Raw genomic sequence first — 22,908 nt, forward strand, 5'->3', positions numbered from 1 at the left:
AACCAATCCCAGCCCGGCCGGCGCTTGAGGCCACCTCGGCCGAAGGCCGGGTCCATCCCAGCCCGGCCAACATTCGAGACCACCTCAACCCAACCAAATCCAGCCCGGCCGGCGTTTGAGGCCACCTCGGCCGAAGGCCGGGTCCATCCCAGCCCGGCCGGCGTTTGAGGCCAAACAGCCCGGCCGGCGCTTGAGGCCGCTCAGATGCCGTAGTGCCAGGTCGTCAGCATGTACGCCCCGTACCACATACCAAACGCACACATCCCGCCCAACACAAGCACCGCCGTCCGCGTCCGCACCCGAGAAAGCACCAAAGCCAACGGAACAAAGAACAGCAGCGTCGGGATCATCAGCCGCAGCTTGGAGTGGTAGTAGTTGCTCTGGCACAGCGTCATCACCAGGATCGACAGTCCGTACACCGCGAGCGGCGGCCAGATCCGCCGATTGAGCGCGACGAGCGAGCCGACCACGGCGGCGATGATCAACACCGCCGTACTCACCGCGATCCACTGGTCCCCATTGCGCAGCGTGTCGGTGAGGAAGTGCCAAACGGCCTCGCCGTTGTCCCACTTGGTGCCCCAACCGGCGTCCTGGATGGTGAACCACGCGTCGATCTCGCCGACCCTGGTGCCCACCCACAGGAGGTACAGCGGCATGCCCAGGCACGCGACCACGCACGCGACGACCGGCTCCAGCAGCACCCGCCGATGCCGCCACATCTCCAGCAGCGCGGCCACCCCGAGCGCGGCGATCACCGCGATGCCGGCCGGCCGGGTCAGACTGGTCAGACACGCGAGCACGCCCGCGCAGAGCCACGCCTTGCGGTGCGCGGCCAGCAGCGTGCCCACCGCGAGCCCGAGGAACAGCGTCTCGCTGTAGGCCATCGAGAAGACGACGCCCATCGGCTGCGCGCCGCCGACGAGCACGGTCATCGCGAGCGCCGCACGCCGGTCGTACAGCCGCTTCATGAACACGTACAGCACGCAGAGCGCGGCGGCCGTGGCGAGGTGTCCCGCGATCAGGCCGGCCGTCTCGTATCCGGTGCCGGTCAGGTAGTGCACGATCCGGACCAGGCCCGGATACAGCGGGAAGAACGCCAGCGTGTTCCCGGTGAGGTCGCCCTCGGGGGTGTACGTGAAGCCGTCCGGATAGCCGTGCGCGGCCACGTCGACGTACCAGTGCGCGTCCCACTGGAGCAGCCGGTCGCGCACACTCGGGCCGCCGGGCGGGATCATCCACGACAGGATGATCAACTGCGCGAGGGCCGTGACGGCGTAGACCGCGAGCGGCGGCCACAGCAGCCGGACGCCCCGTTCCACGAACGACCGCGCCGACGACGAGTGCTCGTCGGGGGCCCCCTTGCCCGTGGAGGACGGCGCCGCACCCGGTATCCGGGGCTCGTCGATGACGGTCAACACGCACTCCTCGTTCGATTCCGTTTATTCGACGCGGTGGACAACTGAGACGGTTGACGCACTTCGCGCGGTTTCTCTGTGGGTTATGTCACCCGTTCCGCGTCTGACGCTCTGTCAACTCCAGGCGCGAAGTTCTACTGTGCTGCTTCGTAATCCGTTCGGAGGAGTCGCATGCCCGTCGCACCGCAGATCCAGCCGATTCTCGACGCTGTCGCCGCCGCGCCGCCCCTTCCGGCCGACCTGCCCCTGGCGGAGCGTCGTGCCGCGTCGAACAAAGGCCTCGAGACGTCCATCCTCGCGTTCGCGGAGCCCGCGCCGGAAGATGTGACGACGCGGGACGTGAGCATCACGGTGAAGGAGCCCGAACCGGGCAAGATCACCGCCCGCGTGTACACCCCGGCCGGCCCCGCTCCGAAGGGTGGTCGTCCAGGCTACGTGTACCTCCACGGCGGCGCCTGGTGGCTCGGCTCGGTGGCCCAGTTCGACAGCCACTGCGCGCACATCGCCGCCGAGAGCGGCGCGGTCGTCGTCTCGGTCGAGTACCGCCTGGCGCCCGAGTTCAAGTTCCCGTGGCCGCTGGAGGACGCCTACGCGGCGTGGCTGTGGGTCCAGGAGCGCTCGTTCCAGCTCGGGATCAACGCCGACAAGGTCGCCATCGGCGGATCCAGTGCGGGCGGCAATCTCGCCGCGGCGTGCTCGATCATGCTGCGTGACCGCCGGCAGCCGACTCCGGTCGCCCAGGTGCTCGACGGCCCGGCGCTCGACCTGACCCTCTCGCAGCCCTCGGTGGAGGAGAACGGCGCGGGCTACCTGCTCACGCGCGAGGCGCTGGAGAACGCCGTACAGCTGTACCTGACCAGCCCGCGCAGCGAGCGGACCGACCCGCTGGCGTCGCCGCTGTTCACCGAGGACCTCGCGGGCCTGCCCGCGGCGCTCGTGCTGACCGGCGAGTTCGACCCGCTGCGCGACGAGGGCGAGGCGTACGCGAAGAAGCTGGAGGCCGCGGGCGTCCCGGTCGAGGCCAAGCGCTGGGACGGTTTCATCCACGGCGCGGGCGAGTTCACGGCGCTGCTGCCGCAGGCGCGTGAGTACCGTTCGACGATGGCGCAGTTCCTCAAGCGCACTCTCGCCTGACCCGGGCGCGGGGCGGCCTCACTCTGCCCCGCGACGCATAAAAACGAACGGTGGCCGTCCCGTCGGGCTTGCGCTCGACGGGACGGCCACAGGTTCGCGGCCTTCGGGCGACAGCAGAAACATCCGGCACGCGAACACTCCAAGTGTGGCGTGCATGATCGAATTCGGCCACCGATCGTCCAGATTCCGAACAGGTTCGTCCCGATTGCGATCAGGACGGCCGAAGCTATTCGCGCGCGGCCGGACTGTCCTCGGCGTCGAGGGCCTCCTGCACGGTGTCGTGCACGGCCACCATCAACGTGAAGCCGGTGAGCCGCAGCACGCGCGCGACCGCCCGGGTGGGCGCGATCAGCCGCAGCGAACCGCCGGCCTCGCGGGCCCGCCGCTCCGCGCGGACCAGGATGCGCAGTCCGAAGGAGTCGACGAAGGCGACCGACGAGAGGTCGAGCAGCAGGCGCGACAGCCCGGCGGACACCTGTCGACTCAACGCGTCGTCCAGGATCGGACCGCTGTCCATGTCGATCTCGCCGTGGACGGTCACCAACGTGTGACCGGCTCCGACCGCCGACACCTGGACCAGGAGGGGACCGCTCTCATCGTTCACGGGCGCATGCCTACCCTTCGGTTCCGGGGGCACACCTCACGCGTCCCCCCGGGATCATCAACGCGAAGTGACCTCGTACGTCACCCTCGTGCATCGCGGTGGGCCCGGCCGCCGTGGGTCGGTCCGGTCCCGGTGCGGGAGAGGCGGCGGATGAGTCGGCCTCTACGCCGGGTTCTGTCTCCCGGGAGCCTTGCGGCGCCCGGGGAGGCGGCCATCCATCTACGACTGCCGTTGCCGACAGCCTCCAGCGGTCTACCCGCGAACTCGGGCGGGCCGCCCTCGAACGTTCGCGCAGAGCACGGTCTCCCGCGCTCCTTTTGACCTTGCTCCGGGTGGGGTTTACCTAGCCGCCCGAGTCACCTCGGGCGCTGGTGGTCTCTTACACCACCGTTTCACCCTTACCGGTCGTCCGAGGACGCCGGCGGTCTGTTTTCTGTGGCACTGTCCCGCGGGTCGCCCCGGGTCGGTGTTACCGACCACCCTGCCCTGTGGAGCCCGGACGTTCCTCGGCGGAACCCTCCGAGGAGGAATCCCGACGCGGCCGCCCGGCCGACTCATCCGCCGTGTCCGCCATCCTAGCCGGGGCGAACCGCACCCTCCGCCGCGTGTCGTCCGCCTCGGTGAGCCGGACCCGCACGCGCGCGCCCAGAGCCAGGCCGGGCCCGTCGAAGCGGGCCCGCACGGCCGGCTCGGCGAGCTGTACCGTCCCGCCGTCGCCACGCTCGTTGAGGTCCACGACCACCGCGTCGAACTCGTCGCCCACGTGGTCGGCGAGCACGACCGCCTCGACCAGGGACACCGCCTCGCGCTCGACCTCGTGCGCGCGTCGATCACCGGTCTCCATCGCCTTGGGCAGCTCGTGCAGCCGGGCGGTGACCCACTCGGGGACCTCGGTGCCCGCGACCAGCGACACGCAGATCTCGCCCGCGTAGCGATCGACCAGGCGCCGCAGCGGCGCGGTCACGTGCGCGTACTCGTCGGCGACCGCCGCGTGCCCGGCCTGTTCCGGCACACCCGCGTCGAACGCCGTGTAGCCCGCGCCGCGCAGCAGGCCCGTGGCCTCCTGGAGGAAGGCCGCGTGCTGCGGGTTCTCCGGGTCGAGCGAGCGGATCACCTCGCCGTACGTGGTGCCCTCGAGCCACTCGACGTCGAGCGCGCGGCCGACCCGACGGACCTGGGCCAGCGCGTCGGGCGGGGGCTCCGGGAGCGTGCGCAGGACGCCGATACCCGCGTAGGTCATCAGGTCGGCGGCGGCGATGCCGGTGAGCAGCGAGATCTGCGCGTTCCAGCCCTCGGCGGGGATCGGCGCGCGGTACTCCAACCGCCAGGTGTCGCCGTGCTCGACGATCTCCTGCTCGGGGATCGGCAGGCTCACCCCACCCCGCTCGCGCTCCAGCGCCTCGCGCAGCCGGCCCATCTCGGCGAGCAGCGCCAACGGGTCGTCGGCGGAACCGGCCTCGATCGCGCGCTGGACGTCGGGGTAGTCGAACCGTTGCCGACTGCGCACCATCGCGCGGAAGACGTCGGTGCCGATCAGGTCGCCGAACTCGTCCAGGTCGAGCACCCACACCAGGGCCGCCCGATCCCGGCCCGGCAGCAGGCTCGCCGCCGCCTCGGAGAGCGACGGCGGGTGCAGCGGGATCCGTTCGTCCGGCAGGTAGAGGGTCTCCACCCGGCGCATCGTCTCCGCGTCGAGCGCGCCGCCCGGCGTGACCCACGCCGCGACGTCGGCGATCGCGTAGTGCACGCGGTAGCCCGAGTCCCGGCGCACCAGGTGCATGGCCTGGTCGAGGTCCATCGAGTCGGCCGGATCGATGGTCAGGAACGGCAGATCGGTCAGATCCCGGCGCGTCAGCGTCGGCCCGCGCCGCGCCGCGGCGTCCGCCTCCGCCAGGACCTCGGCCGAGAACGGCCCCGGCAGCGAGAGGTCGGTGCGCAGGCGCGCGAATCCGGCGCGAAGGCGATCACCGTCGGCGGACTTGATGTGGAGATGGCGACGAGGCACGGGTCGAGCTTAGGAAAGATCGGCCGAGGTGCGAAGAACTTTCACGGCTTTTCGCCCGCGTGCCCGGTGTCGCTCCGACATGATCGGTCCGGGTCGTCCCCATAAGCTTGATCGGCCCCCGTTTTGCCGACGCCGCTTGGAGTCCCGCCCGTGCTCGTGTTGTTGCCGCCCTCCGAGGGCAAGGCCGCTGCGGGGACGGGCCCCGCGCTCGATCTCGCGGGCCTTTCGATGCCGGAACTCAACTCCGTGCGGCGGCAGGTGCTGGACTCGCTGATCACGCTGTGCGAGGGCGACGAGCGCAAGGCCCTCGAGGTGCTGGGGCTCGGTCCGAAGCTGCACGGCGAGGTGCTGCGCAACCTCGATCTGCGCGAGGCGCCCGCGCTGACGGTGTCTCGGTTGTATACGGGTGTGCTCTACGACGCGTTGGACCTGCCGTCGTTGGAGGGGGCCGCCGCCGCTCGCGCGGCCGGCGGAATCCTGATCTTCTCCGGCCTGTGGGGCGCGCTGCGGCCGACCGACCGGGTGCCGCCGTACCGCTGCTCGATGGGCGTACGGCTGCCCGGCATCGGCGCGCTGGCGGGGCAGTGGCGCACGGTCATGGCGCCGGTGCTGCCGCGGCTCGGCGGCGAGCGGCTCGTGCTCGACCTGCGCTCGGCGGCCTACGGCGCGGCCTGGAAGCCGACCGGCGCGGTCGCCGAGCGGACCGCCACCGTGCGGGTGCTGCACGAGAAGATCGTGGACGGGGTCGCCAAGCGTTCGGTGGTCAGCCACTTCAACAAGGCGACCAAGGGCCGGGTGACGCGCGACCTGCTGATCTCGGGAGCCGAACCGCGCAACCCGGTCGAGCTCGCCGACGCGCTGCGCGACCTGGGCTGGACCGTCGAGACGGCCGAACCCAAGATGCCCGGCACCCCGTGGGCGCTCGACATCGTGGTCGCCGCGGTCTGACCCGCTCCGGAACGGGCCTCAGCTGCTCCGGCGGAAGACCTCGCGACCCGCCGCCTGTCCGACGAACTCGCCGCCGAAGCCCGCGCCTCCGGTGCCGCCGACGAGGGTCGACGAGAGGGCGATGGTGACCGCGACGAGGCTCGCCTTGACAATAGTGGGGAGCTTCATGATCCTTACGCTTCCTCCGCAGACAGAAAGCAAAGCATTTCGTCCTACTTTTGGACGATCCGGAGCCCAGAGTCCGGCGGAGTCGACGATCCGACATCCATGGGGGATGAGTTGAGTTACCCGCCGCCGCCCGGCCAGGACCCGAACCAGCCGTACGGCCAGCCCCAGTACGGGCAACAGCAGTACCCCGGGCAGCACCAGCAGCCGCAGTACCCGCAGGGGCAGCCCGGTCCGTACGGACAGCCGCAGTACCCCGGGGGCTACCAGCAGGACGGCTATCCGCCGCCGCCGAACCGCAGCCGCAAGGGCCTGTGGATCGGCGTCTCGGTGGTCGTGGTCCTCGCGATCGTCGGCGTGATCGCCGCCGTGGGCCTTTCCGGCGACGACGACGACAAGAAGTCCGAGGCGTCGTCATCGGTCAGTGCGACCCCGAGCGCGAAGACCTCGTCGGGCTCGTCGGGCGCGCCCAAGACCGACAGGACCCCGCAGCCGGCCAAGAGCACCGCCAAGCCGGACAACGACTCGGCCCCCAGCAGCACCCAGCAGAAGCTCTACCTCGAGATGGCCCGCAGCATCGCGCCCGACCTCAAGTCGAAGTCGGACGCCGAGCTGGTCGCCCAGGGGCAGAAGATCTGCTCGGACCTCAAGGGCGGCAAGTCCTTCCGGGACATGGTCATGCAGCAGTCCGACGTGCAGTCCTGGTCGGTCATCGCCGGCCTCGCGGTCGGCAGCTTCTGCCCCGACCAGCAGAGCAAGGTGAAGTGACCCGCTTCCCCGCGTGAGCATCGCGACCGCCCCGTTCCCGGATTTTTCGGGAACGGGGCGGTCGTCGTTGGTGGCGGCGTACCGATCGGAAGCGATCCGCGATGTACATTTCTCGCGGGTCCACGGTGCCGGGCAGGTGTCATTCCGATCACCTCCGAACCCGGTCGGCACATCGACTTGGGCGACCCGCGAAGATGGGGATTGCCCGAACCGGTTTTCCGCGTTGTATACGCAGAGGCGCCGTGTGGGGCGCGCACGAAACGCACGCGGAAGAAGGGGTTCCATGGAGCGAATGGGCAGAATGGCCGGATGGCTGCGCCGTCGACCGCGTGAGGACCCGGACGCCCTGCGCGACCGGCGGGCCGGACTGCTCATGGACCTGGTCGAGCGCGGCTGGCCCGTCTGTCCGGCCGCCCATCCGGTCGGATTCGGTTGTTCGTGCGACCGCGTGGGCTGTCCGTCGCCGGGCATGCATCCGGTCTCGTTCGCGTGGCAGACCCAGGCGTCCACCGATCCGGTACAGGTGGCGCGCTGGCTGGAGCTGTTCCCCGAGGCCAACTTCGTCACCGCCACCGGCACCGGGCACGACGTGCTGGACGTGCCGGCGCGGGCCGGCGAGATCGCGCTCGCGGCGTTCGCCGAGCAGGGCATCGAGATCGGCCCGGTCGCGTCCTGTGGCCCGGAGCGCACGCTGTTCTTCACCGCGACCCGCGGCACCCCCGCCGACGAGGACGAGTGGTGGCCGTGCGAACTCGACTGCCACCCCGAGACGCTCGACGCGCACCCGGGGCTGCGCTGGCACTGCCGCGGCAGCTACGTGCTCGTCCCGTCCTCACAACATCCGTCGGGGCAGCCCGTGCGCTGGATCCGCGGCCCCGAACTGCCGCTGCCCGACCCGCTGCGCGTGCTCGACGCGCTCACCGACGCGTGCGACACCGTGGGGGCGACGGCCGGCGACGGGCACTGGATGTAGCCGCCGCCCGCGGGCTCGTCCGCCTCGTCCGGCCTCATTCGCCGTCGGCGCCCACCAGGCCGTACATCCAGCCGACCAGCTGCACCTGGGCGCCCGCCTTCGGCACGATCGCGACGTACTCCGACAGCCGGTGCTCGGTGAGCGCCGTGCTCGGCTTGCCCGGCAGGAACGACAGCGTCGAGGGGTCGACGTCGCCGAGCCGACGCGGCGGTTGCACGGTGAGCTTGACGCTGTGCTGGAGCGCGAACAGGACGATGGCGCCGCCGTCCTTGGCGCGCAGCGCCAGTGGCGGGAACTGGCCGGCCACCGAGTCCACACTCTGCTTGACGAAGCCCTCGCCGATCGGGTCCTCGCGCTGCTTGCGCAGCTGCGCGGTATAGGAGTTGGGGGCGAACAGCTCGGCTCGGGTCTTGCCGTCCTTGAGGTAATCGGCCAGCGCGGGCGCCAGTTCGCCGGGCGCGGCGGCGAGCCCGGCCTCGGTCAAGGAGACCTGCTCGACGTAGCCGTCCGCGTCGCGCGCCACGTCGGGCAGCGGGCTCTGCAGGGTCGGCCCCCACGCGGCCTGCCACGGGGCGTCCGGGTTCGCCTTGACGAACACGAGCAACTGCGGCTTGGCGTTGGTGTAGTTCGGCGTGGTCTGCACGGCGAACCACTTGGGCCACCCCACGACCTTGGGGATCAGGAAGTCGGGACGCTCGTGCAGCACCGGGGTCTTGCCCCGGGTGCCGTGCGGGTCGGTGGCGGTCAGGATCTTCAGCGCGGCCTGGTCGAGCACGCCGAGCGAGCCGCTCTCGGCCCGGGCGTTCAGGGCGAGGTCGCGGTTCGCGTAGGCCTGGCCGTTCTGCACGTCGTAGTCGCGCAGCACCGCCTGGGCCTCGCGCTTGTCCAGGCCCTCGACGGGCGTGGTGGAACCGTTGACGGTGACACAACCGGTCGCGACGAGCGCCGTCACGAGCAGGGCGGCGGCCGTGGCCACCGCGCGGGATATGCGCATCGGTACTCGGCAACTCTTCCAGGGGAGCGGGCAGGAGGAGATCTCGCGAAACCATACTGCCCGCGCCCCGGGCGGCGGCTACGCGACCGTCAGTACCTCGGCGCCGGAGTCGGTGACCACGAGGGTGTGCTCGAACTGCGCGGTGCGCTTGCGGTCCTGGGTGACCACGGTCCAGCCGTCGTCCCACATGTCGTAGTCGTAGGTGCCCAGGGTCAGCATCGGCTCGATCGTGAACGTCATCCCCGGCTCCATCACCGTGGTCGCCCGCGGGTCGTCGTAGTGCGGGATGATCAGGCCGGAGTGGAACGAGCTGTTGATGCCGTGCCCGGTGAAGTCGCGGACCACGCCGTAGCCGAAGCGCTTCGCGTAGGACTCGATGACCCGGCCGATCACGTTGATCTGGCGACCCGGCCGGACCGCCTTGATGCCGCGGTTCAGCGCCTCGCGGGTGCGCTCGACGAGCAGCTTCGACTCCTCGTCCACGTCGCCCACGAGGTAGGTCGCGTCGGTGTCGCCGTGCACGCCGCCGATGAACACGGTGACGTCGATGTTGACGATGTCGCCGTCGCTCAGCCGGGTGCTGTCCGGGATCCCGTGGCAGATCACCTCGTTGATCGAGGTGCAGATGGTCTTCGGGAAGCCCCGGTAGCCCAGGCAGGAGGGGTAGGCGTTGTGGTCCAGGACGTACTCGTGCGCGACCTTGTCCAACTCGTCGGTGGTCACCCCGGGGGCGATGTGCGCGGCGGCGGCCTCCATGGCGCCCGCGGCGATCCGGCCGGCGACGCGCATCCGCTCGATCGTCTCGGCGTCCTGCACCTCGGGCCCGGTGTACGGGGTCGGTGCCGGCTTCCCGACATACTCCGGCCGCGGGATGTCGGCGGGAACGGAGCGGATGGGGGTCGCCTTACCGGGTACGAGAATCGCCATAACCAGCGAGTGTAGCCGGCGCCGTGACCGGGGCACCGATCGATACGACTCGATACGACTCGATACGACTCGACACGACAGCAGCACATCGAGTGGGCGGAGGATGGGCCGTGAAGTTCAGACTGTGGCGCAAGCCCGAGGGCCGGGCCGGCGAGTGGTACTACTGCCTCAAGCACGGGACGGTCGAAGAGGGGCCGGAGTGCGCGGCGCGTGACCGGCTCGGACCGTACGCCACCCGCCAGGAGGCGGCGAACGCGTTGGAGATCGCCAAGACCCGCAATCAGGTCTGGGAGAACGACCCCCACTGGAACGACCCCGGACGCCGCTGAGCCGTCCGCGCGGCGGGCGGGTCACTCCACCGGCTCGGCGACCCGACCGCCGCCCACAGTGAGCACACCGGGCAGCTCGGACAGGCCGGACACCAGCTCCGTGGGCTCCGCGGCCCCCTCCACGAGCAGCACCACCGCCGCGGCCCGGGGATCGATGCTCTCGGGCTCCCCGGGGTCCTTGGTGACGTCCTGGTCGCGGTTGTGCACCGACACGTCCACCACGGTGAAGCCGGCCCTCGTACAGGCGACCAGGACCGCGGACAGCACGCCGTGCCCCGGCAGATAGGTGATCCTGATCTCGGCCGCGCGGTCCCGCGGTCCGCCGATCCTGCGGATGATCGGCGGATAGCCGTACACGACCACGAAGTGCAGCGCGGTGACGCCGATCGCGAGGTAGGGCAGGCCCGCACCGCACGCCATCCCGATCGCGCAGGTCAACCACACGACGGCGGCGGTGGTCAGGCCGCGCACCGTGTCGCGGCGGACGAAGATCAGCCCGCCGCCGATGAAGCCGATCCCGGACACGACCTGCGCGGCGATCCGGGACGGGTCCCAGCCGACGTGGCCCGCGGGCAGTACGTCGGTGAAGCCGTACTTGGAGATCTCCATGAACAGCGTGGTCCCGACGCCGACCAGGGCGTGGGTGCGCAGACCCGCGCTCTTCTGCCGCACCTCGCGCTCGACGCCGATGACGCTCGACAGCACGAACGACAACATCAGTTCGGAGAACTGGGTCCACCCCTGACTCTGGGACATCCCCGTGGTCCAAGCCGCCAGAGTCGTTCCGGAACCCACGCACCCACCTCCTCCGCCCGGGACCGAAGTCCCGGGACTTCTTGATCGCATTCCCGTCCTTGCACGCTACGACCCCATACGGAGTAGTGGGTTACGGGCGTGGGTCCGGAAACCGGCGATCAAGGGAGGGGTGGGCGGGCGTCAGGCGCGGGATCTCGCCGGGGTTCGCTTAACCGAGCGGCCCGTCCTGGATACACCCTTTCGAGTTACCGCGGGTTTGGCCGCGGATTTCCGCGTTCCCGCCTTTCGGGGCGGCGCCTTGGCGGTCGCGGCTTTCGCCGACGCGGTCTTGCGTACCGCCGTCCGCCGGGTCGGGCGCTTCTTCGCGACGGTCCGGGCGACCGGGGTCTTCCGGGCCGGGGCCTTGGCCCTCGACGGCATCGGGGCGTCGACGGTGCGGTCGTCGACCGCCTCGGTGTCGCCATTGCGCTGGACGTAGCGAAGGGCGGTCAAGGCCGCGCGCCTGGTTTCGTAGGACGGCGACTTGAAGACGGTCGAACCGTTCCCGGCTTCCAGAGTGAAGCCGAACATCCCGGTGCGTCCCTTGGTGATGATGAATTTGGCCGGCACTGCGTCTCCCTTGGAGAGAAGAAAAGTTTTCTCTTCCAAAGAAACACGGTTCCTCCCATTTGTCACATATAAGTGCTATTTCAGGGTGAATCGGCCTCCGCAGCCGAAAACCACTGTGACCTCGACTGCATCCGGGTGCAGACCCCGTGTCCTCTGCGGTTTCGGCCGGCAGGATCGCGGCCATGACAACCCCCTCGTCCCCCAAGCGCGACCCGCATGACCTGCCGAACATCGACAATCTGGTCGTCGGTGTGCTCGGTGGCACCGGCGAGCAGGGCCGCGGCCTCGCGTACCGCCTGGCCGTCGCCGGCCAGAAAGTGATCATCGGCTCGCGCAGCGCCGACCGTGCCGCGTCCGCCGCGGCGGAGCTCGGCGCCGGTGTCCGCGGCACCGACAACGCCACGTGTGCGAGCGAGAGCGACATCGTGATCGTCGCCGTTCCGTGGGAAGGCCACCGCGATCTGCTCGTCGCCCTCAAGGCCGAACTCGCGGGCAAGATCGTCGTCGACTGCGTGAACCCGATGGGCTTCGACAAGCAGGGTGCGTTCGTGCTCGACGTCGAGGAGGGCAGCGCCGCCCAGCAGGCCGCCGCCGTGCTCACCGACTCGTTCGTGGTGGGCGCGTTCCACCACGTCTCCGCCGTGCTGCTGCTCGACCCGAACGTCGAGTCGCTCGACACCGACATCATGGTGCTCGGCGACAAGCGGGACGCCACCGACACGGTGCAGGCGCTCGCGTCGCGGATCCCCGGCATGCGCGGGGTGTACGCCGGCCGACTGCGCAACGCGCGTCAGGTCGAGGGACTCACCGCCAACCTCATCTCGACCAACCGCCGGTACAAGGCGCACGCCGGACTGCGCGTCACCGACGTGTGAGTCGCGCACGCCCGACGGCGCACGCGAAGCACCGACCGCACCCGACCGAAACGGGCGGCGACGGCCGGAATCGGCCGGAACGGCGTGAGGCCCCGCACATCGGATGATGTGCGGGGCCTCACGCCGTTTCGCCGTGCCTCGGTATTGCCGGGGTCACCCCGCGAGCGACGCCGCCCAGTTGTTCAGCGGGCGCGAGACCAGCCCGCCGGCGTTGTTGTCGATCGCGTCCCGCAGACCGGCCAGCACGTGCTGGACCATGCCGGCGGTCGCCGGGTCGGTGAGGACGTGCTGCACGTCGGCCTCGACGCCGAGCCGGGTGTGCACCTCGGGGACCGAGATCTCCGGGCCGGAGACGACGAAGTTGTTCAGGTCGCGCAGCAGGGTCTTGAGCTGGATCAGCGCGCGGATGCCGCCCTGGACGCCCGGGGAGGCCGAGATCGCGACGATCGACTTGCCGGCCAGCACGCCCTGGGCGTACGGACGCGAGGCCCAGTCGAGGGCGTTCTTCAGCACGCCCGGCAGGCTGCGGTTGTACTCCGGGGTGGCGATGATCAGGCCGTCCGCCTCGGCGATCGCCTCGCGGAAGCGCACCACCGAGGCCGGCGGATTGGCCTCGAGGTCCTGGTTGAAGTGCGGCAGGTCGTCCAGGCCCTTGTACACCTCGATCTGCATGCCTTCGGGCGCGAACGGCTGGAACGCGTTCAGCAGCGCGGTGTTGAACGACGCGGCGCGCAGCGAACCGGAGATGGCGAGGACGCGGGTCATGGAGGGCCTCCGTGGCAGACGGGCGATACGGTTTTGTTGAATGTTGAACAACATAGCGCGAGCTTGTTGCATGTTCAACTTCCCGTCCCGCCTCGGCATTCCCGTCGACCCCGGGCCGGGCGGGAGTCGCGGTCGGCGGGGCGACAATGGTCACGTCGTCGCCCTGCCTCGTCTCGCGTCTGGAGCCCCTCGCCATGCCCCGCATTGCCGTCCTCGCCGTGATCGTGTGCGTTCTGGCGCTCGCCGCCGCCGTGGTGGCCTTCGTGGGCGGGAGCTGGCTCGGCGTCCCGTTCGTGCTGCTCGCGGCCCTGGACGGGAACTTCGCGCTCTACTACATGCGCCGGCATCGGACGCGCCGCGCGCGCGAGCTCGCCACGCAGGCCTGACCCCAGCCGATCACCCGGGTTTTTCCGTCCGCAGGGCATCCCCCGTCGGGGTGGATCCCGGTGTTCGATGGCGTGTCGGCATCGCGTTCGAACAAAGGTTCGGGTTAGGCTTTGAGCCGCAGTTGTCCACAGATGTGCGCCGGTCGCCTCTCGGTGTCGGTGCGACGGGTTAGCGTTCCAGGTGTGAAGCGAACACCACAGACCGGCAAGGCGGCGGCAGGCATGGCAGGACAGGACCGCGAGAAGGCGTTGGAGAACGCCCTCGCCCAAATTGAACGGCAGTTCGGGAAGGGTTCGGTGATGCGTCTCGGCGACGAGGCGCGCGCACCGATCGAGATCATTCCCACCGGCTCGATCGCGCTCGACGTGGCACTGGGCATCGGCGGCCTCCCCCGGGGTCGCGTCGTCGAGGTCTACGGCCCGGAAGGCTCCGGTAAGACGAGCCTCGCGCTGCACGCCATCGCGAGCGTGCAGCGGGCCGGCGGCATCGCGGCGATCGTCGACGCCGAGCACGCGCTCGACCCCGAGTACGCGAAGAAGCTGGGCGTCGACACCGACGCCCTCCTGGTCTCGCAGCCGGACACCGGCGAGCAGGCCCTGGAGATCGTCGACATGCTGACGCGCTCCGGCGCGGTCGACATCATCGTGATCGACTCGGTGGCGGCGCTCGTGCCGCGCGCCGAGATCGAGGGCGAGATGGGCGACTCGCACGTCGGCCTCCAGGCCCGACTGATGAGCCAGGCGCTCCGGAAGATCACCGGTGCGCTGAGCCAGACGAACACCACCGCGCTGTTCATCAACCAGCTGCGCGAGAAGATCGGCGTGATGTTCGGCTCGCCCGAGACCACCACCGGTGGTCGCGCGCTGAAGTTCTACGCGTCGGTGCGACTGGACATCCGGCGGATCGAGACGCTCAAGGACGGCACCGAGGCGGTCGGCAACCGCACCCGCGTCAAGGTCGTCAAGAACAAGCTCGCGTCGCCGTTCAAGCAGGCCGAGTTCGACATCCTCTACGGCATCGGCATCAGCCGTGAGGGCGGCCTGATCGACATGGGCGTGGAGCACGGCTTCGTGCGCAAGTCGGGCGCCTGGTACACGTACGAGGGCGACCAGCTCGGTCAGGGCAAGGAGAACGCCCGGAAGTTCCTCAAGGACAACCCCGACCTCTCCGACGAGATCGAGAAGAAGATCAAGGAGAAGCTGGGTGTGGGCCCGCGGGTCGACGTCCCGGCGGAAGCGGAACCCGAGGAAGGCTGAGTTCGTGGGTCGTCGCCCTGCCGGTGGGTGGTCGAACACGTGGGGAGACGGGGCCGAAGCCGGACCCGTCTCCCCTCCCGTCGACGCCGCCGAACTGCGCGCCGCGCTCGACGCCGCGATGGCCCGCGGCTCGACCGGCGGTAGTCGGATCGGTGCCGGTCGGACCAGGCGTGGCTCGGGGGAGCGCGGCTCGGGAGTGCGCGAGCCGGGTGCCGGTCACCCGGTGGACGACGACGTGACGGACGACGACCCGGGGGACGGTGCCCCGGGAGACACCGACTCGGGGGAGTACGAACGGGCCGCCGGTCGGCGGTCCGAGGGCGGCAGGGGAAGACGGGACAAGCGGGATCGGGCCGGGACTCGGGGCCGGGCCCGCCGCGGGGCGGACGACGCCGACGCGGGTCCCGAAGCGCCCGCCGACCCGGAGGCCACCGCGCGGGCCATCTGCCTGCGGCTGCTCACGGGGCGCGCACGCACCCGGTCGCAGCTGGCCGACGCGTTGCGCCGCCGAGAGGTGCCCGACGACGTCGCGGAGCACGTCCTCGGCCGATTCACCGACGTGGGACTCATCGACGACACGGCCTTCGCCGACGCGTGGGTCAACACTCGGCACACGGGCAAGGGGCTGGCCGGGCGTGCGCTCGCGCGCGAGTTGCGACAGCGCGGGGTCGACGCCGTCGTGGTGGACGAGGCGGTCGCCCGACTCGACCCCGAACAGGAACTGGAGACGGCCAGGGCACTGGTGGCCCGACGGCTGCCGGGCACGCGCGGCCTGGACCGGGACAAGCGCATTCGCCGACTGGCGGGCATGCTCGCGCGCAAGGGATACGGCGAGGGCCTGGCCGTCCGGGTCGTCCGCGACGCCCTGGCCCAGGAGGCCGAGTCCGACACCGAGGGCGACGAGGACGCGACGCCGTGGGGGGCCTGGGACGGGCCGGCCTGAACCCGGCCTCCGTCGCGCCGGCCGGTGACCTAGCCTGGGACCGTTGTACGAGTCGCCGGACGGCCATAAGCAGGTCCGCCGGCGCGTATGCGTCCCAGCCGTCCGCTTGAAGGGCCATCCGCCTTGGCGATCAGTGTGTTCGACATGTTCTCGATCGGGATCGGCCCGTCGAGCTCCCACACGGTGGGCCCCATGCGCGCCGCGCGCATGTTCGCACAACGACTCAAGACCGAGGGCGTCCTCGATCGGGTCGCCTCCGTCCGGGTCGAGTTGTACGGCTCCCTGGGTGCCACGGGCCACGGGCACGGCACGCCGCGCGCGGTCCTGCTCGGCCTGGAGGGCTACTCGCCGCGCACCGTGGACCCCGACGAGGTCGACCCGGAACTCGCCCGGATCCGCGAGTCGGGGATGCTGCGTTTGCTCGGCGTGCACGACATCGCCTTCGACGGCGATCGTGACTTGGTGCTGCACCGGCGGAAGTCGCTGCCCTACCACGCGAACGGGATGACGGCGTGGGCGCGGGACGCCGACGGGGTGGAGTTGTTGTCGAAGACCTACTACTCGGTCGGCGGCGGCTTCGTCGTGGACGAGGACGCGGTGGGCGCGGATCGGGTCAAGCCCGACGACACCGTCCTGCGCTACCCCTTCCGGACCGGTGACGAGCTGTTGCGGTTGACCCGCGAGACCGGGTTGTCGGTGTCCGGATTGATGCTGGCGAACGAGACCGCGTGGCGCACCGAGGCCGAGGTCCGCGCGGAGTTGCTGGAGATCTGGAACGTCATGCGCGAGTGCGTCGCCAACGGCCTGGCGAACGAGGGCATCCTCCCCGGCGGATTGAAGGTGCGCCGCCGAGCCTGCCGGACGGCCCGCACGCTTCGGGCGGAGGGTGAGCGGTCCACGCACGCCATGGAGTGGGTGACCGTGTGGGCGATGGCGGTGAACGAGGAGAACGCCGCCGGCGGCCGGGTCGTCACCGCGCCGACCAATGGCGCGGCGGGGATCATCCCGGCGGTGCTGCACCACTACATGGCCACCGTGCCGGGCGCGGACGACGACGGCGTGGTCCGCTTCCTGCTCGCGGCGGGGGCGATCGGGATGCTGTTCAAGGAGAACGCGTCGATCTCGGGTGCGGAGGTCGGCTGTCAGGGCGAGGTCGGCTCGGCGTGCGCGATGGCCGCCGGCGGCCTGGCGGAGGTGCTCGGCGCGACGCCGGAGCAGGTGGAGAACGCGGCGGAGATCGGCATGGAGCACAACCTGGGTCTGACCTGCGACCCGGTGGGCGGCCTCGTGCAGATCCCGTGCATCGAGCGCAACGGCATGGCCGGCGTCAAGGCGGTGACCGCCACCCACCTGGCACTGCGCGGGGACGGCCGGCACCACGTGTCCCTCGACAAGGTCATCAAGACCATGAAGGAGACCGGCGCCGACATGAAGACGAAGTACAAGGAGACCGCCCGCGGCGGCCTCGCCGTCAACATCATCGAGTGCTGACCCGGCTGCCGACCCGGCACCTTCGCACCGCGGCCGGGAACCGGCCCGGATAAGTCGAAGGCCGCACAAGTCGAAGGCCCCGAGTCCGGAATCGGACTCGGGGCCTTCGGAAGTTTGGTCCTCCGCGTGGTCCGCCCGGATTCCTACTGGCGGGCACGCTGAAGGCACTTCCGACTATAGCCACACCACGAGGGCGCCGTCAAACTATTGTTCGATCGACACCTTCGGGTCAGGCCCCGCGCAGGTGCGCGGTCTCGTTGAAGACCCGCAGCGACGAGTTGCCGTCGGACCACCACTGGACCGCGCTGATCGCCGCCGCCGACAGTTCCATCCTGAACATCGACTCGGCCGGCGCGCCCAGCGCGATCCGGACCAGGGTCTTGATCGGGGTCACGTGCGTGACCACCAGGACGGTCTTGCCCGGGTAGCGCGCGATCGTCTTGTCCCGGGCGACCTCGACCCGGCGGGCCACCTCGGTGAAGCTCTCGCCGCCGGGCGGGGCCGCGTCGGGAGAGGTCAGCCACGCGTCGAGGGCGTCGGGGGTCTGCTCGCGGGCCTCGGCGAAGGTCAGGCCCTCCCACACGCCGAAGTCGGTCTCGCGAAAGCCGGGCTCCTCGCGCACCGGGATGCCGAGCCGCTGCGCGACCGCCTCGGCGGTCTGTCGGCAGCGGCCGAGCGGCGACGACACGATCGCGTCGATCGTGCCGCGCTCGGCGAGCGCCTCGGCCGCGCGCGCGGCCTGCCATCGACCGCGCTCGGACAGGTCCGGGTCGGCGCCGGTGCCGGAGAAGCGCTTCTGCGGCGTGAGCAGGGTCTCGCCGTGCCGCAGCAGCACGAGCGTGGTCGGGCTGCCCAGGTCCGGGCCCCAGCCGGGGGCGGTCGGGCGCGGCTTGGTCGGGGCCGGCTCGGCGGCGACCGGCGCCGCGGCCCTGGGGGTCGCGAACGCGGTCGACTCCTGCGGGGTCCACGGCCGGCCCTTGGCCGCCGCGTCCATCGCCTCGTTGGCGAGCCGGTCGGCGTACTTGTTCTGCTCGCGCGGGATCCACGTGTACGTGACCTGCCCGGGCGGGTAGACGCCGCGGGCCTTGCTCGCGAGGTCGCGCATGTCGGCGTGCTTGATCTTCCAGCGGCCGGACATCTGCTCGACCACGAGCTTGGAGTCGGCCCGCACCTCGACGCTCGCCGTCGGGTCGATCGCGTACGCCGCGGTCAGACCGGCGATCAGACCGCGGTACTCGGCCACGTTGTTGGTGGCCACGCCGATCGCCTCGGCGACCTCGTGCAGCACCTCACCGGTGTCGGCGTCGCGCACGAGCGCACCGTAGGCCGCCGGGCCCGGGTTGCCCCGGGAACCACCGTCGGCCTCGACGACGAACCTCACAGGCCCGACTCGGCCGTGCGGACGAGGATGCGCCGGCAGTTCTCGCAACGCACGATCGCGTCCGGCTTGGCGGCGCGGATCGCACCGAGGTCGGTGATGCCCAGTTCGAGCCGGCAGCCCTCGCAGCGGCGCTGGAACAGCGGCGCCACCGCCACACCGTGCGACTGCTCGCGGATCTTCTCGTACATCTTCATCAGGTCGGCCGGGATCGCGGTCGCGATGACCCCGCGCTGCTTGGTGATCGCGACGACCTCGGCGTCGATCTCGGCCTCGGCGGCGACCCGCCGGACCTCGGCGGCGTCCCGGGCGGCCTGGGCCTCGTCGCGCTCGGCGACCAGCTTCGCGAGCCGGCCCTGGATGTCCTCGCGGTGCTCCATGACTTCCAGGACGACCTCTTCGAGGTCACCCTGGCGCTTGGCGAGCGAGGCCACCTCGCGCTGGAGGTTCTCCAGGTCCTTGGGCGAGGTGACGTGGCCCGAGTCGAGCCGCTGCTGGTCGCGTTCGGCGCGCGTGCGGACCTGGTCGACGTCGTGCTCGGCCTTGGTCTGGTCGCGGGCCGCGTCGCTCTCCTCGGTCTCGCCGGCGACGACCAGGTCGCGCAACCGGGCGAGCCGGGAGCCGAGGCGGTCGATCTCCTCGTTCTCGGGCAACGTGCGCTTCTTGTGGGCGAGCAGATCGATTCGCGAGTCGAGGGCCTGGAGGTCGAGCAGGCGGAGCTGGTCGGCGGGCGCGGCGTTCAGCGGGGGCTCCTTGGGTGCTTCTTGCTTCGTCGATGCTTCGGGCTTGCGGTGTTGCCATGCGGGTGGATCGCCGCGGGGCCGGGTGTCCCCGGGCGCTCCGGATCGGGCTATCGGTGCTGTGGTGTGTGGAACGTCCACGGATCCGTGACGAGTTCCGACACGTAGGTCTCCACCGTAGCCCCGGACGCGGCGAGCGCACGGGTCAGTTCGTCGGCCGCGTACGCCAGCCACGGCCACTCGGTGGCCCAGTGTGGGGCATCGAGCAGCGCGGGGCCGCCGTGTTCGAGCGCCTCGGAGGCCGGGTGGTGCCGCAGATCGGCGGTGACGTACAGGTCGACGCCGCTGCGGCGGACCGCGTCGAAGAGGCTGTCGCCCGCGCCGCCGCACACCGCGACGGTGCGCACGAGGCGGTTCGGGTCGCCGGCCACGCGCAGGCCGGTCGCGGTGCCGGGCAGGGCACGGGCGGCTCGGGCGGCGAACGCGGCGAGCGGTTCCGGCACGGCCAATTCGCCGATCCGGCCGATGCCCCGGCACTCGCTCGGGTCGGCCGGGGCCGGGTCCAGCGGTCCGGTGACGGTGAGCCCGAGGGCCGCGGCCAGCGCGTCGGAGACGCCCGGCGCCGCCGAGTCGGCGTTGGTGTGCGCCACGTGCAGGGCGCAGCCGCCGGTGATCAGCCTGTGCACGACGCGGCCCTTGAAGCCGGTCGCGGCGACCGAGTGCACCCCGCGCAGGAACAGCGGGTGGTGCGTGATCAAGAGGTCGGCGCCGCGGGCCAGGGCCTCGTCCGCGACCGCCTGTGTAGGGTCGACGGCGAACATCACCGAGCGCACGTCGGCGTCCGGGTCACCACAGACGAGCCCGACCGCGTCCCAGGATTCGGCCCAATCGGGGTGGTAGATCCGTTCGAGGGCGGTGACGACGTCGGAGAGCTTGGGCACGAGGGCGAGATTACCTCTCCGCGGTCGCCGGTCCGGATTCGGGCATCCCGGGCGACCGGTGACGCACCGCACGTGGATGCCCACCGATTCTGCGAACTGCCCCCCGCCGGAAGGGTTTGTGCGGTAGGCAGGCTCGCGTCGTACGACGACGAGGGGGACGACGACGATGGTGCACTGTCTGCTGTGCGGCACGCCCTACCTGGAGACCGACGCCTACTGTCCGGGCGAGCAGTGCGGCACCGATCTGCACGGGCAGCGCATGGGCGACCCGGCCTGCGCGGTGCAGGCGTGGTGCGAGCCCCGGCGGATCACCGCGGCGCCCGGCGAGACGGTCGTGGTGACGCTGACGCTGCGCAACGCGGGCAGCGCCCCGGATCGCTACGACCCCGAGGTGCCCAGGGACGCCGGCCGCCGGATCGGCCTGGACACCGCCGGACCGCCCGATGTGTACCCGGGCGAGGAGCGGGTCTGGACGATCATCTACACGGTGCCCCACGACATCGCGGAATCGCTCGCGCCGAGCAGCCTCTTCGGGCTCGGCGACGTGGGCACCGACAGCGGCGGCAGCGCGTTCGAGGAGGCGTCCCGGGTCGTCGAGGAGAGCGACATCCCGATCCGGGTGGTCTCGACGCGGGACATGCGGGTGGCGGCGTGCGCGCCGTTCTCGGTCCGGGTCGTGTCGACCGACCGGGACCGCGACCCCACCGGCGGGCGGCCGCGGCCCGCGGGCGCACCGGTCGATCCGTACGACGACGACCGGTCGGGCGGCCGGCGCAAGGGCCGAATAGCCGGGGCGGCCGCCGCGACGGTGGCCGCGATCGTGGTGGCCCTGCTCGTCGGCATGGCGATGGCGGGCTCGGGCGGCGACAAGAAGCCGGCCGCGAAGACGAGTGTGGGCCCTTCCGCACAGTCCTCGGGCAGCACGCGGCCGACCGGCGACCCGACCAACGAGGCGCCGGTGACCAGCACCCCGGACGCCTCCGACTCGGCTTCGCCGAGCACGAGCGCACCCGGGAAGCTGACCGTGCCGAACGTGGTCGGGATGACCGAGGCGCAGGGCGTGGCACTGCTGCGGGAGAAGGGCTTCCGGGGGACGGTCCGGGGCACGGGCGGGACGATCGCCTCGACCGATCCGGCGGCGGGTCGGAAGGTGGACCGGGACAAGGCGGAGATCCTCGTGGTGATGTCCGGCGCGGCGGCCTCGACGTCGGCCGCGCCGCAGCAGACGGCGGTCCCCGTGGTCGTCGGCCGCTCGACCTCCGAGGCGACGGCGCGACTGCGCGCGGTCGGCCTGCGGGCGGCGGTCGAGGAGGTCGTCTCGTCCGCGGCGCCCGACACGGTGATCGGCAGCGACCCGGCCGCCGGGAAGCTCGTGCCGAACGGCTCGACGGTGACCCTGACGGTGGCGAAGCCGGCGCCCACGAGCGCGCCCCCGACCACCGAGGTCCCGGCGGTCACCCGACTGACCGTGGACGGCGCCCGGGCCCGGTTGCGGGAATCGGGTCTGTCCCTGGTCGCCGACCACGAGCAGTCCACCTGCCTGATCACGAGCCAGCAGCCGCGGCAGGGCGTCGAGGTGTCGGTGGGCAGCTCCGTCTCGGTCACGGTGCCGCTCGAATGCGGGTGAGCCTCCGCCTGGCACCGCCGAGTCACTGGCCCCGCGTGCCCCTCATGGCATAACTTGCCTCAGTCAAGAAAGTGCGAGGGGAGAACGCTCATGCTGGACCTCACAGGTGCTTCCGCGATCGTCACCGGCGGGGCCTCCGGGCTCGGCGAGGCCACCGCGCGCCGGCTCGCGGCCGGCGGCACCGCGGTCGTGATCGCGGACAAGAACGAGGCACGCGGCAAGGCGGTCGCCGCCGAGATCGGCGGGGTCTTCGTCGCGACCGACGTCACGGACGAGGAGCAGGTACAGGCGGCCGTGGACGCGGCCGTCGGCGTCGCCCCGCTGCGCGCGCTCGTGTCGTGCGCGGGCACCGGGATGGCGACCCGCACCGTCGCGCGCGACGGCGAGCCGCACCCGCTGGCCTCGTTCGAGTTCATCGTCCGGCTGAACCTGATCGGCACCTTCAACGCGGTGCGCCTGGCCGCCGCCGCGATGGCCCGGGTCGACCCCCAGGCCGACGGCGAGCGCGGCGCGATCGTGTGCACCGCGTCGGTCGCGGCCTTCGACGGCCAGATCGGCCAGGCCGCGTACGGCGCGTCCAAGGCCGGCGTCGCCGGGATGACGCTGCCGGTCGCGCGCGACCTGTCCGCGATCGGCGTCCGCGTCAACACCATCGCGCCCGGCACGATGGACACCGCGCTGTTCGCGGCGGCCCCGCAGGCGGTCAAGGACACCCTCGGGCAGCAGGTGCTGTTCCCCAAGCGGATGGGCGTCCCGGACGAGTTCGCGTCGCTCGCCCTCGAACTGCTGACCAACAGCTACCTCAACGCCGAGGTGATCCGACTCGACGGCGGAATTCGCTTCCAGCCGAAGTAGTCGTATCCAGGCCGAATCGGGAC

Annotated in this window: 22 protein-coding genes, 1 other RNA gene and 2 pseudogenes; 12 read left to right on the top strand and 13 right to left on the bottom strand. The window is 71.2% G+C overall.

Annotated features, from left to right (window positions below; translation table 11 throughout):
* Nucleotides 1–200: 200 nt before the first annotated feature.
* Nucleotides 201–1,415 carry a hypothetical protein gene (locus OG928_RS09660; protein ID WP_406281695.1) on the bottom strand — a complete coding sequence of 405 codons (1,215 nt, stop codon included), beginning with the start codon at nucleotides 1,413–1,415 and terminating at the stop codon, nucleotides 201–203.
* Between the two features lie 171 nt (nucleotides 1,416–1,586).
* Between OG928_RS09660 and OG928_RS09665 the strand changes: the two genes are divergently transcribed.
* Nucleotides 1,587–2,549, top strand: coding sequence for an alpha/beta hydrolase (locus OG928_RS09665; protein WP_406281697.1), 963 nt, complete (start codon nucleotides 1,587–1,589; stop codon nucleotides 2,547–2,549).
* 226 nt (nucleotides 2,550–2,775) lie between these two features.
* Here OG928_RS09665 and OG928_RS09670 read toward each other — a convergent pair whose 3' ends face one another.
* The 3 genes and pseudogenes from OG928_RS09670 to OG928_RS09680 form a co-directional block, all read right to left on the bottom strand.
* The gene (locus OG928_RS09670; protein ID WP_406281700.1) at nucleotides 2,776–3,153 is read right to left on the bottom strand and encodes an STAS domain-containing protein; all 378 of its coding nucleotides are present in this window, start codon (nucleotides 3,151–3,153) and stop codon (nucleotides 2,776–2,778) included.
* Nucleotides 3,154–3,300: 147 nt separating this feature from the next.
* Nucleotides 3,301–3,710: RNase P RNA component class A (rnpB, locus tag OG928_RS09675), an RNA gene on the bottom strand.
* A gap of 80 nt (nucleotides 3,711–3,790) precedes the next feature.
* A pseudogene (locus OG928_RS09680) lies at nucleotides 3,791–4,951 on the bottom strand (RNB domain-containing ribonuclease); the annotation flags it as partial.
* 357 nt (nucleotides 4,952–5,308) lie between these two features.
* On the opposite strand from OG928_RS09680, the gene yaaA reads away from it, so the two are divergent.
* On the top strand, nucleotides 5,309–6,106 hold the full coding sequence (gene yaaA / locus OG928_RS09685) for a peroxide stress protein YaaA (protein WP_406281703.1): 798 nt from the start codon (nucleotides 5,309–5,311) through the stop codon (nucleotides 6,104–6,106).
* Nucleotides 6,107–6,124: 18 nt separating this feature from the next.
* Here yaaA and OG928_RS09690 read toward each other — a convergent pair whose 3' ends face one another.
* Nucleotides 6,125–6,274: a hypothetical protein gene (locus OG928_RS09690; protein WP_406281706.1), complete on the bottom strand. Its 150-nt coding sequence runs from the start codon at nucleotides 6,272–6,274 to the stop codon at nucleotides 6,125–6,127.
* 99 nt (nucleotides 6,275–6,373) lie between these two features.
* Between OG928_RS09690 and OG928_RS09695 the strand changes: the two genes are divergently transcribed.
* Together OG928_RS09695 and OG928_RS09700 are read left to right on the top strand one after the other, a co-directional pair.
* Entirely contained in the window at nucleotides 6,374–7,039 is a 666-nt protein-coding gene (locus OG928_RS09695) for a DUF732 domain-containing protein (RefSeq protein WP_406281708.1), read from the top strand.
* A 283-nt stretch (nucleotides 7,040–7,322) separates the two neighbouring features.
* Nucleotides 7,323–8,012, top strand: a complete 690-nt coding sequence (locus tag OG928_RS09700; RefSeq protein ID WP_406281711.1) for a bifunctional DNA primase/polymerase — start codon at nucleotides 7,323–7,325, stop codon at nucleotides 8,010–8,012.
* 34 nt (nucleotides 8,013–8,046) lie between these two features.
* Here the strand turns inward: OG928_RS09700 and OG928_RS09705 are convergent, their stop codons facing one another.
* Complete coding sequence (locus tag OG928_RS09705) at nucleotides 8,047–9,006, bottom strand: hypothetical protein (RefSeq protein ID WP_406281714.1); 960 nt, start codon at nucleotides 9,004–9,006, stop codon at nucleotides 8,047–8,049.
* 78 nt (nucleotides 9,007–9,084) lie between these two features.
* Complete coding sequence (gene map, locus OG928_RS09710) at nucleotides 9,085–9,933, bottom strand: type I methionyl aminopeptidase (RefSeq protein WP_406281716.1); 849 nt, start codon at nucleotides 9,931–9,933, stop codon at nucleotides 9,085–9,087.
* Nucleotides 9,934–10,043: 110 nt separating this feature from the next.
* Between map and OG928_RS09715 the strand changes: the two genes are divergently transcribed.
* Complete coding sequence (locus tag OG928_RS09715; protein ID WP_406281719.1) at nucleotides 10,044–10,262, top strand: hypothetical protein; 219 nt, start codon at nucleotides 10,044–10,046, stop codon at nucleotides 10,260–10,262.
* 21 nt (nucleotides 10,263–10,283) lie between these two features.
* Here OG928_RS09715 and OG928_RS09720 read toward each other — a convergent pair whose 3' ends face one another.
* Complete coding sequence (locus OG928_RS09720; protein WP_406281720.1) at nucleotides 10,284–11,018, bottom strand: MgtC/SapB family protein; 735 nt, start codon at nucleotides 11,016–11,018, stop codon at nucleotides 10,284–10,286.
* Between the two features lie 180 nt (nucleotides 11,019–11,198).
* Entirely contained in the window at nucleotides 11,199–11,666 is a 468-nt protein-coding gene (locus tag OG928_RS09725; protein WP_406281723.1) for a DUF1508 domain-containing protein, read from the bottom strand.
* 143 nt (nucleotides 11,667–11,809) lie between these two features.
* Here OG928_RS09725 and npdG point away from each other — a divergent pair, with 143 nt between their 5' ends.
* Nucleotides 11,810–12,502 carry an NADPH-dependent F420 reductase gene (npdG, locus tag OG928_RS09730; protein WP_406281726.1) on the top strand — a complete coding sequence of 231 codons (693 nt, stop codon included), beginning with the start codon at nucleotides 11,810–11,812 and terminating at the stop codon, nucleotides 12,500–12,502.
* Between the two features lie 153 nt (nucleotides 12,503–12,655).
* Here npdG and OG928_RS09735 read toward each other — a convergent pair whose 3' ends face one another.
* Nucleotides 12,656–13,267: an NADPH-dependent FMN reductase gene (locus OG928_RS09735; protein WP_406281729.1), complete on the bottom strand. Its 612-nt coding sequence runs from the start codon at nucleotides 13,265–13,267 to the stop codon at nucleotides 12,656–12,658.
* Nucleotides 13,268–13,461: 194 nt separating this feature from the next.
* On the opposite strand from OG928_RS09735, the gene OG928_RS09740 reads away from it, so the two are divergent.
* The 4 genes and pseudogenes from OG928_RS09740 to OG928_RS09755 all read left to right on the top strand — a co-directional run bounded on the left by OG928_RS09740 (nucleotide 13,462) and on the right by OG928_RS09755 (nucleotide 17,344).
* Complete coding sequence (locus tag OG928_RS09740; protein WP_406281732.1) at nucleotides 13,462–13,653, top strand: hypothetical protein; 192 nt, start codon at nucleotides 13,462–13,464, stop codon at nucleotides 13,651–13,653.
* 222 nt (nucleotides 13,654–13,875) lie between these two features.
* A pseudogene (gene recA / locus OG928_RS09745) lies at nucleotides 13,876–14,889 on the top strand (recombinase RecA); the annotation flags it as partial.
* A gap of 25 nt (nucleotides 14,890–14,914) precedes the next feature.
* Nucleotides 14,915–15,853, top strand: a complete 939-nt coding sequence (locus OG928_RS09750) for a regulatory protein RecX (RefSeq protein ID WP_406281735.1) — start codon at nucleotides 14,915–14,917, stop codon at nucleotides 15,851–15,853.
* Nucleotides 15,854–15,976: 123 nt separating this feature from the next.
* Nucleotides 15,977–17,344, top strand: a complete 1,368-nt coding sequence (locus tag OG928_RS09755) for an L-serine ammonia-lyase (protein ID WP_406281738.1) — start codon at nucleotides 15,977–15,979, stop codon at nucleotides 17,342–17,344.
* Between the two features lie 229 nt (nucleotides 17,345–17,573).
* On the opposite strand, the gene OG928_RS09760 is transcribed toward OG928_RS09755, so the two are convergent.
* From OG928_RS09760 to OG928_RS09770, 3 genes are all read right to left on the bottom strand, one after another.
* A complete protein-coding gene (locus tag OG928_RS09760; protein WP_406281741.1) occupies nucleotides 17,574–18,725 on the bottom strand; it encodes a bifunctional RNase H/acid phosphatase in 1,152 nt (383 codons plus the stop codon).
* Nucleotides 18,722–19,465 carry a zinc ribbon domain-containing protein gene (locus tag OG928_RS09765; RefSeq protein ID WP_406290875.1) on the bottom strand — a complete coding sequence of 248 codons (744 nt, stop codon included), beginning with the start codon at nucleotides 19,463–19,465 and terminating at the stop codon, nucleotides 18,722–18,724. The genes OG928_RS09760 and OG928_RS09765 overlap by 4 nt, the downstream gene beginning before the upstream one ends.
* 107 nt (nucleotides 19,466–19,572) lie before the next feature.
* Nucleotides 19,573–20,403 carry a Nif3-like dinuclear metal center hexameric protein gene (locus tag OG928_RS09770; RefSeq protein ID WP_406281744.1) on the bottom strand — a complete coding sequence of 277 codons (831 nt, stop codon included), beginning with the start codon at nucleotides 20,401–20,403 and terminating at the stop codon, nucleotides 19,573–19,575.
* A 166-nt stretch (nucleotides 20,404–20,569) separates the two neighbouring features.
* Between OG928_RS09770 and OG928_RS09775 the strand changes: the two genes are divergently transcribed.
* Together OG928_RS09775 and OG928_RS09780 are read left to right on the top strand one after the other, a co-directional pair.
* Nucleotides 20,570–22,030, top strand: coding sequence for a PASTA domain-containing protein (locus tag OG928_RS09775; RefSeq protein WP_406281747.1), 1,461 nt, complete (start codon nucleotides 20,570–20,572; stop codon nucleotides 22,028–22,030).
* Between the two features lie 90 nt (nucleotides 22,031–22,120).
* Nucleotides 22,121–22,885, top strand: a complete 765-nt coding sequence (locus OG928_RS09780; protein WP_406281750.1) for an SDR family NAD(P)-dependent oxidoreductase — start codon at nucleotides 22,121–22,123, stop codon at nucleotides 22,883–22,885.
* Nucleotides 22,886–22,908: the final 23 nt, after the last annotated feature.

Source organism: Embleya sp. NBC_00896 (assembly GCF_045207785.1).
Taxonomy (GTDB): Bacteria; Actinomycetota; Actinomycetes; order Streptomycetales; family Streptomycetaceae; genus Embleya.

Excerpts from the sequence above, each read along its gene's own strand:
- OG928_RS09775 (WP_406281747.1), top strand. The coding sequence starts at position 20,570 with ATGGTGCACTGTCTGCTGTGCGGCACGCCCTACCTGGAGACCGACGCC.
- map (WP_406281716.1), bottom strand. The coding sequence starts at position 9,933 with ATGGCGATTCTCGTACCCGGTAAGGCGACCCCCATCCGCTCCGTTCCC.
- OG928_RS09735 (WP_406281729.1), bottom strand. The coding sequence starts at position 13,267 with ATGACCCGCGTCCTCGCCATCTCCGGTTCGCTGCGCGCCGCGTCGTTC.
- npdG (WP_406281726.1), top strand. The coding sequence starts at position 11,810 with ATGACAACCCCCTCGTCCCCCAAGCGCGACCCGCATGACCTGCCGAAC.
- OG928_RS09665 (WP_406281697.1), top strand. The coding sequence starts at position 1,587 with ATGCCCGTCGCACCGCAGATCCAGCCGATTCTCGACGCTGTCGCCGCC.
- OG928_RS09700 (WP_406281711.1), top strand. The coding sequence starts at position 7,323 with ATGGAGCGAATGGGCAGAATGGCCGGATGGCTGCGCCGTCGACCGCGT.
- OG928_RS09695 (WP_406281708.1), top strand. The coding sequence starts at position 6,374 with ATGGGGGATGAGTTGAGTTACCCGCCGCCGCCCGGCCAGGACCCGAAC.
- OG928_RS09705 (WP_406281714.1), bottom strand. The coding sequence starts at position 9,006 with ATGCGCATATCCCGCGCGGTGGCCACGGCCGCCGCCCTGCTCGTGACG.
- OG928_RS09740 (WP_406281732.1), top strand. The coding sequence starts at position 13,462 with ATGCCCCGCATTGCCGTCCTCGCCGTGATCGTGTGCGTTCTGGCGCTC.
- OG928_RS09720 (WP_406281720.1), bottom strand. The coding sequence starts at position 11,018 with ATGTCCCAGAGTCAGGGGTGGACCCAGTTCTCCGAACTGATGTTGTCG.
- OG928_RS09780 (WP_406281750.1), top strand. The coding sequence starts at position 22,121 with ATGCTGGACCTCACAGGTGCTTCCGCGATCGTCACCGGCGGGGCCTCC.
- OG928_RS09690 (WP_406281706.1), bottom strand. The coding sequence starts at position 6,274 with ATGAAGCTCCCCACTATTGTCAAGGCGAGCCTCGTCGCGGTCACCATC.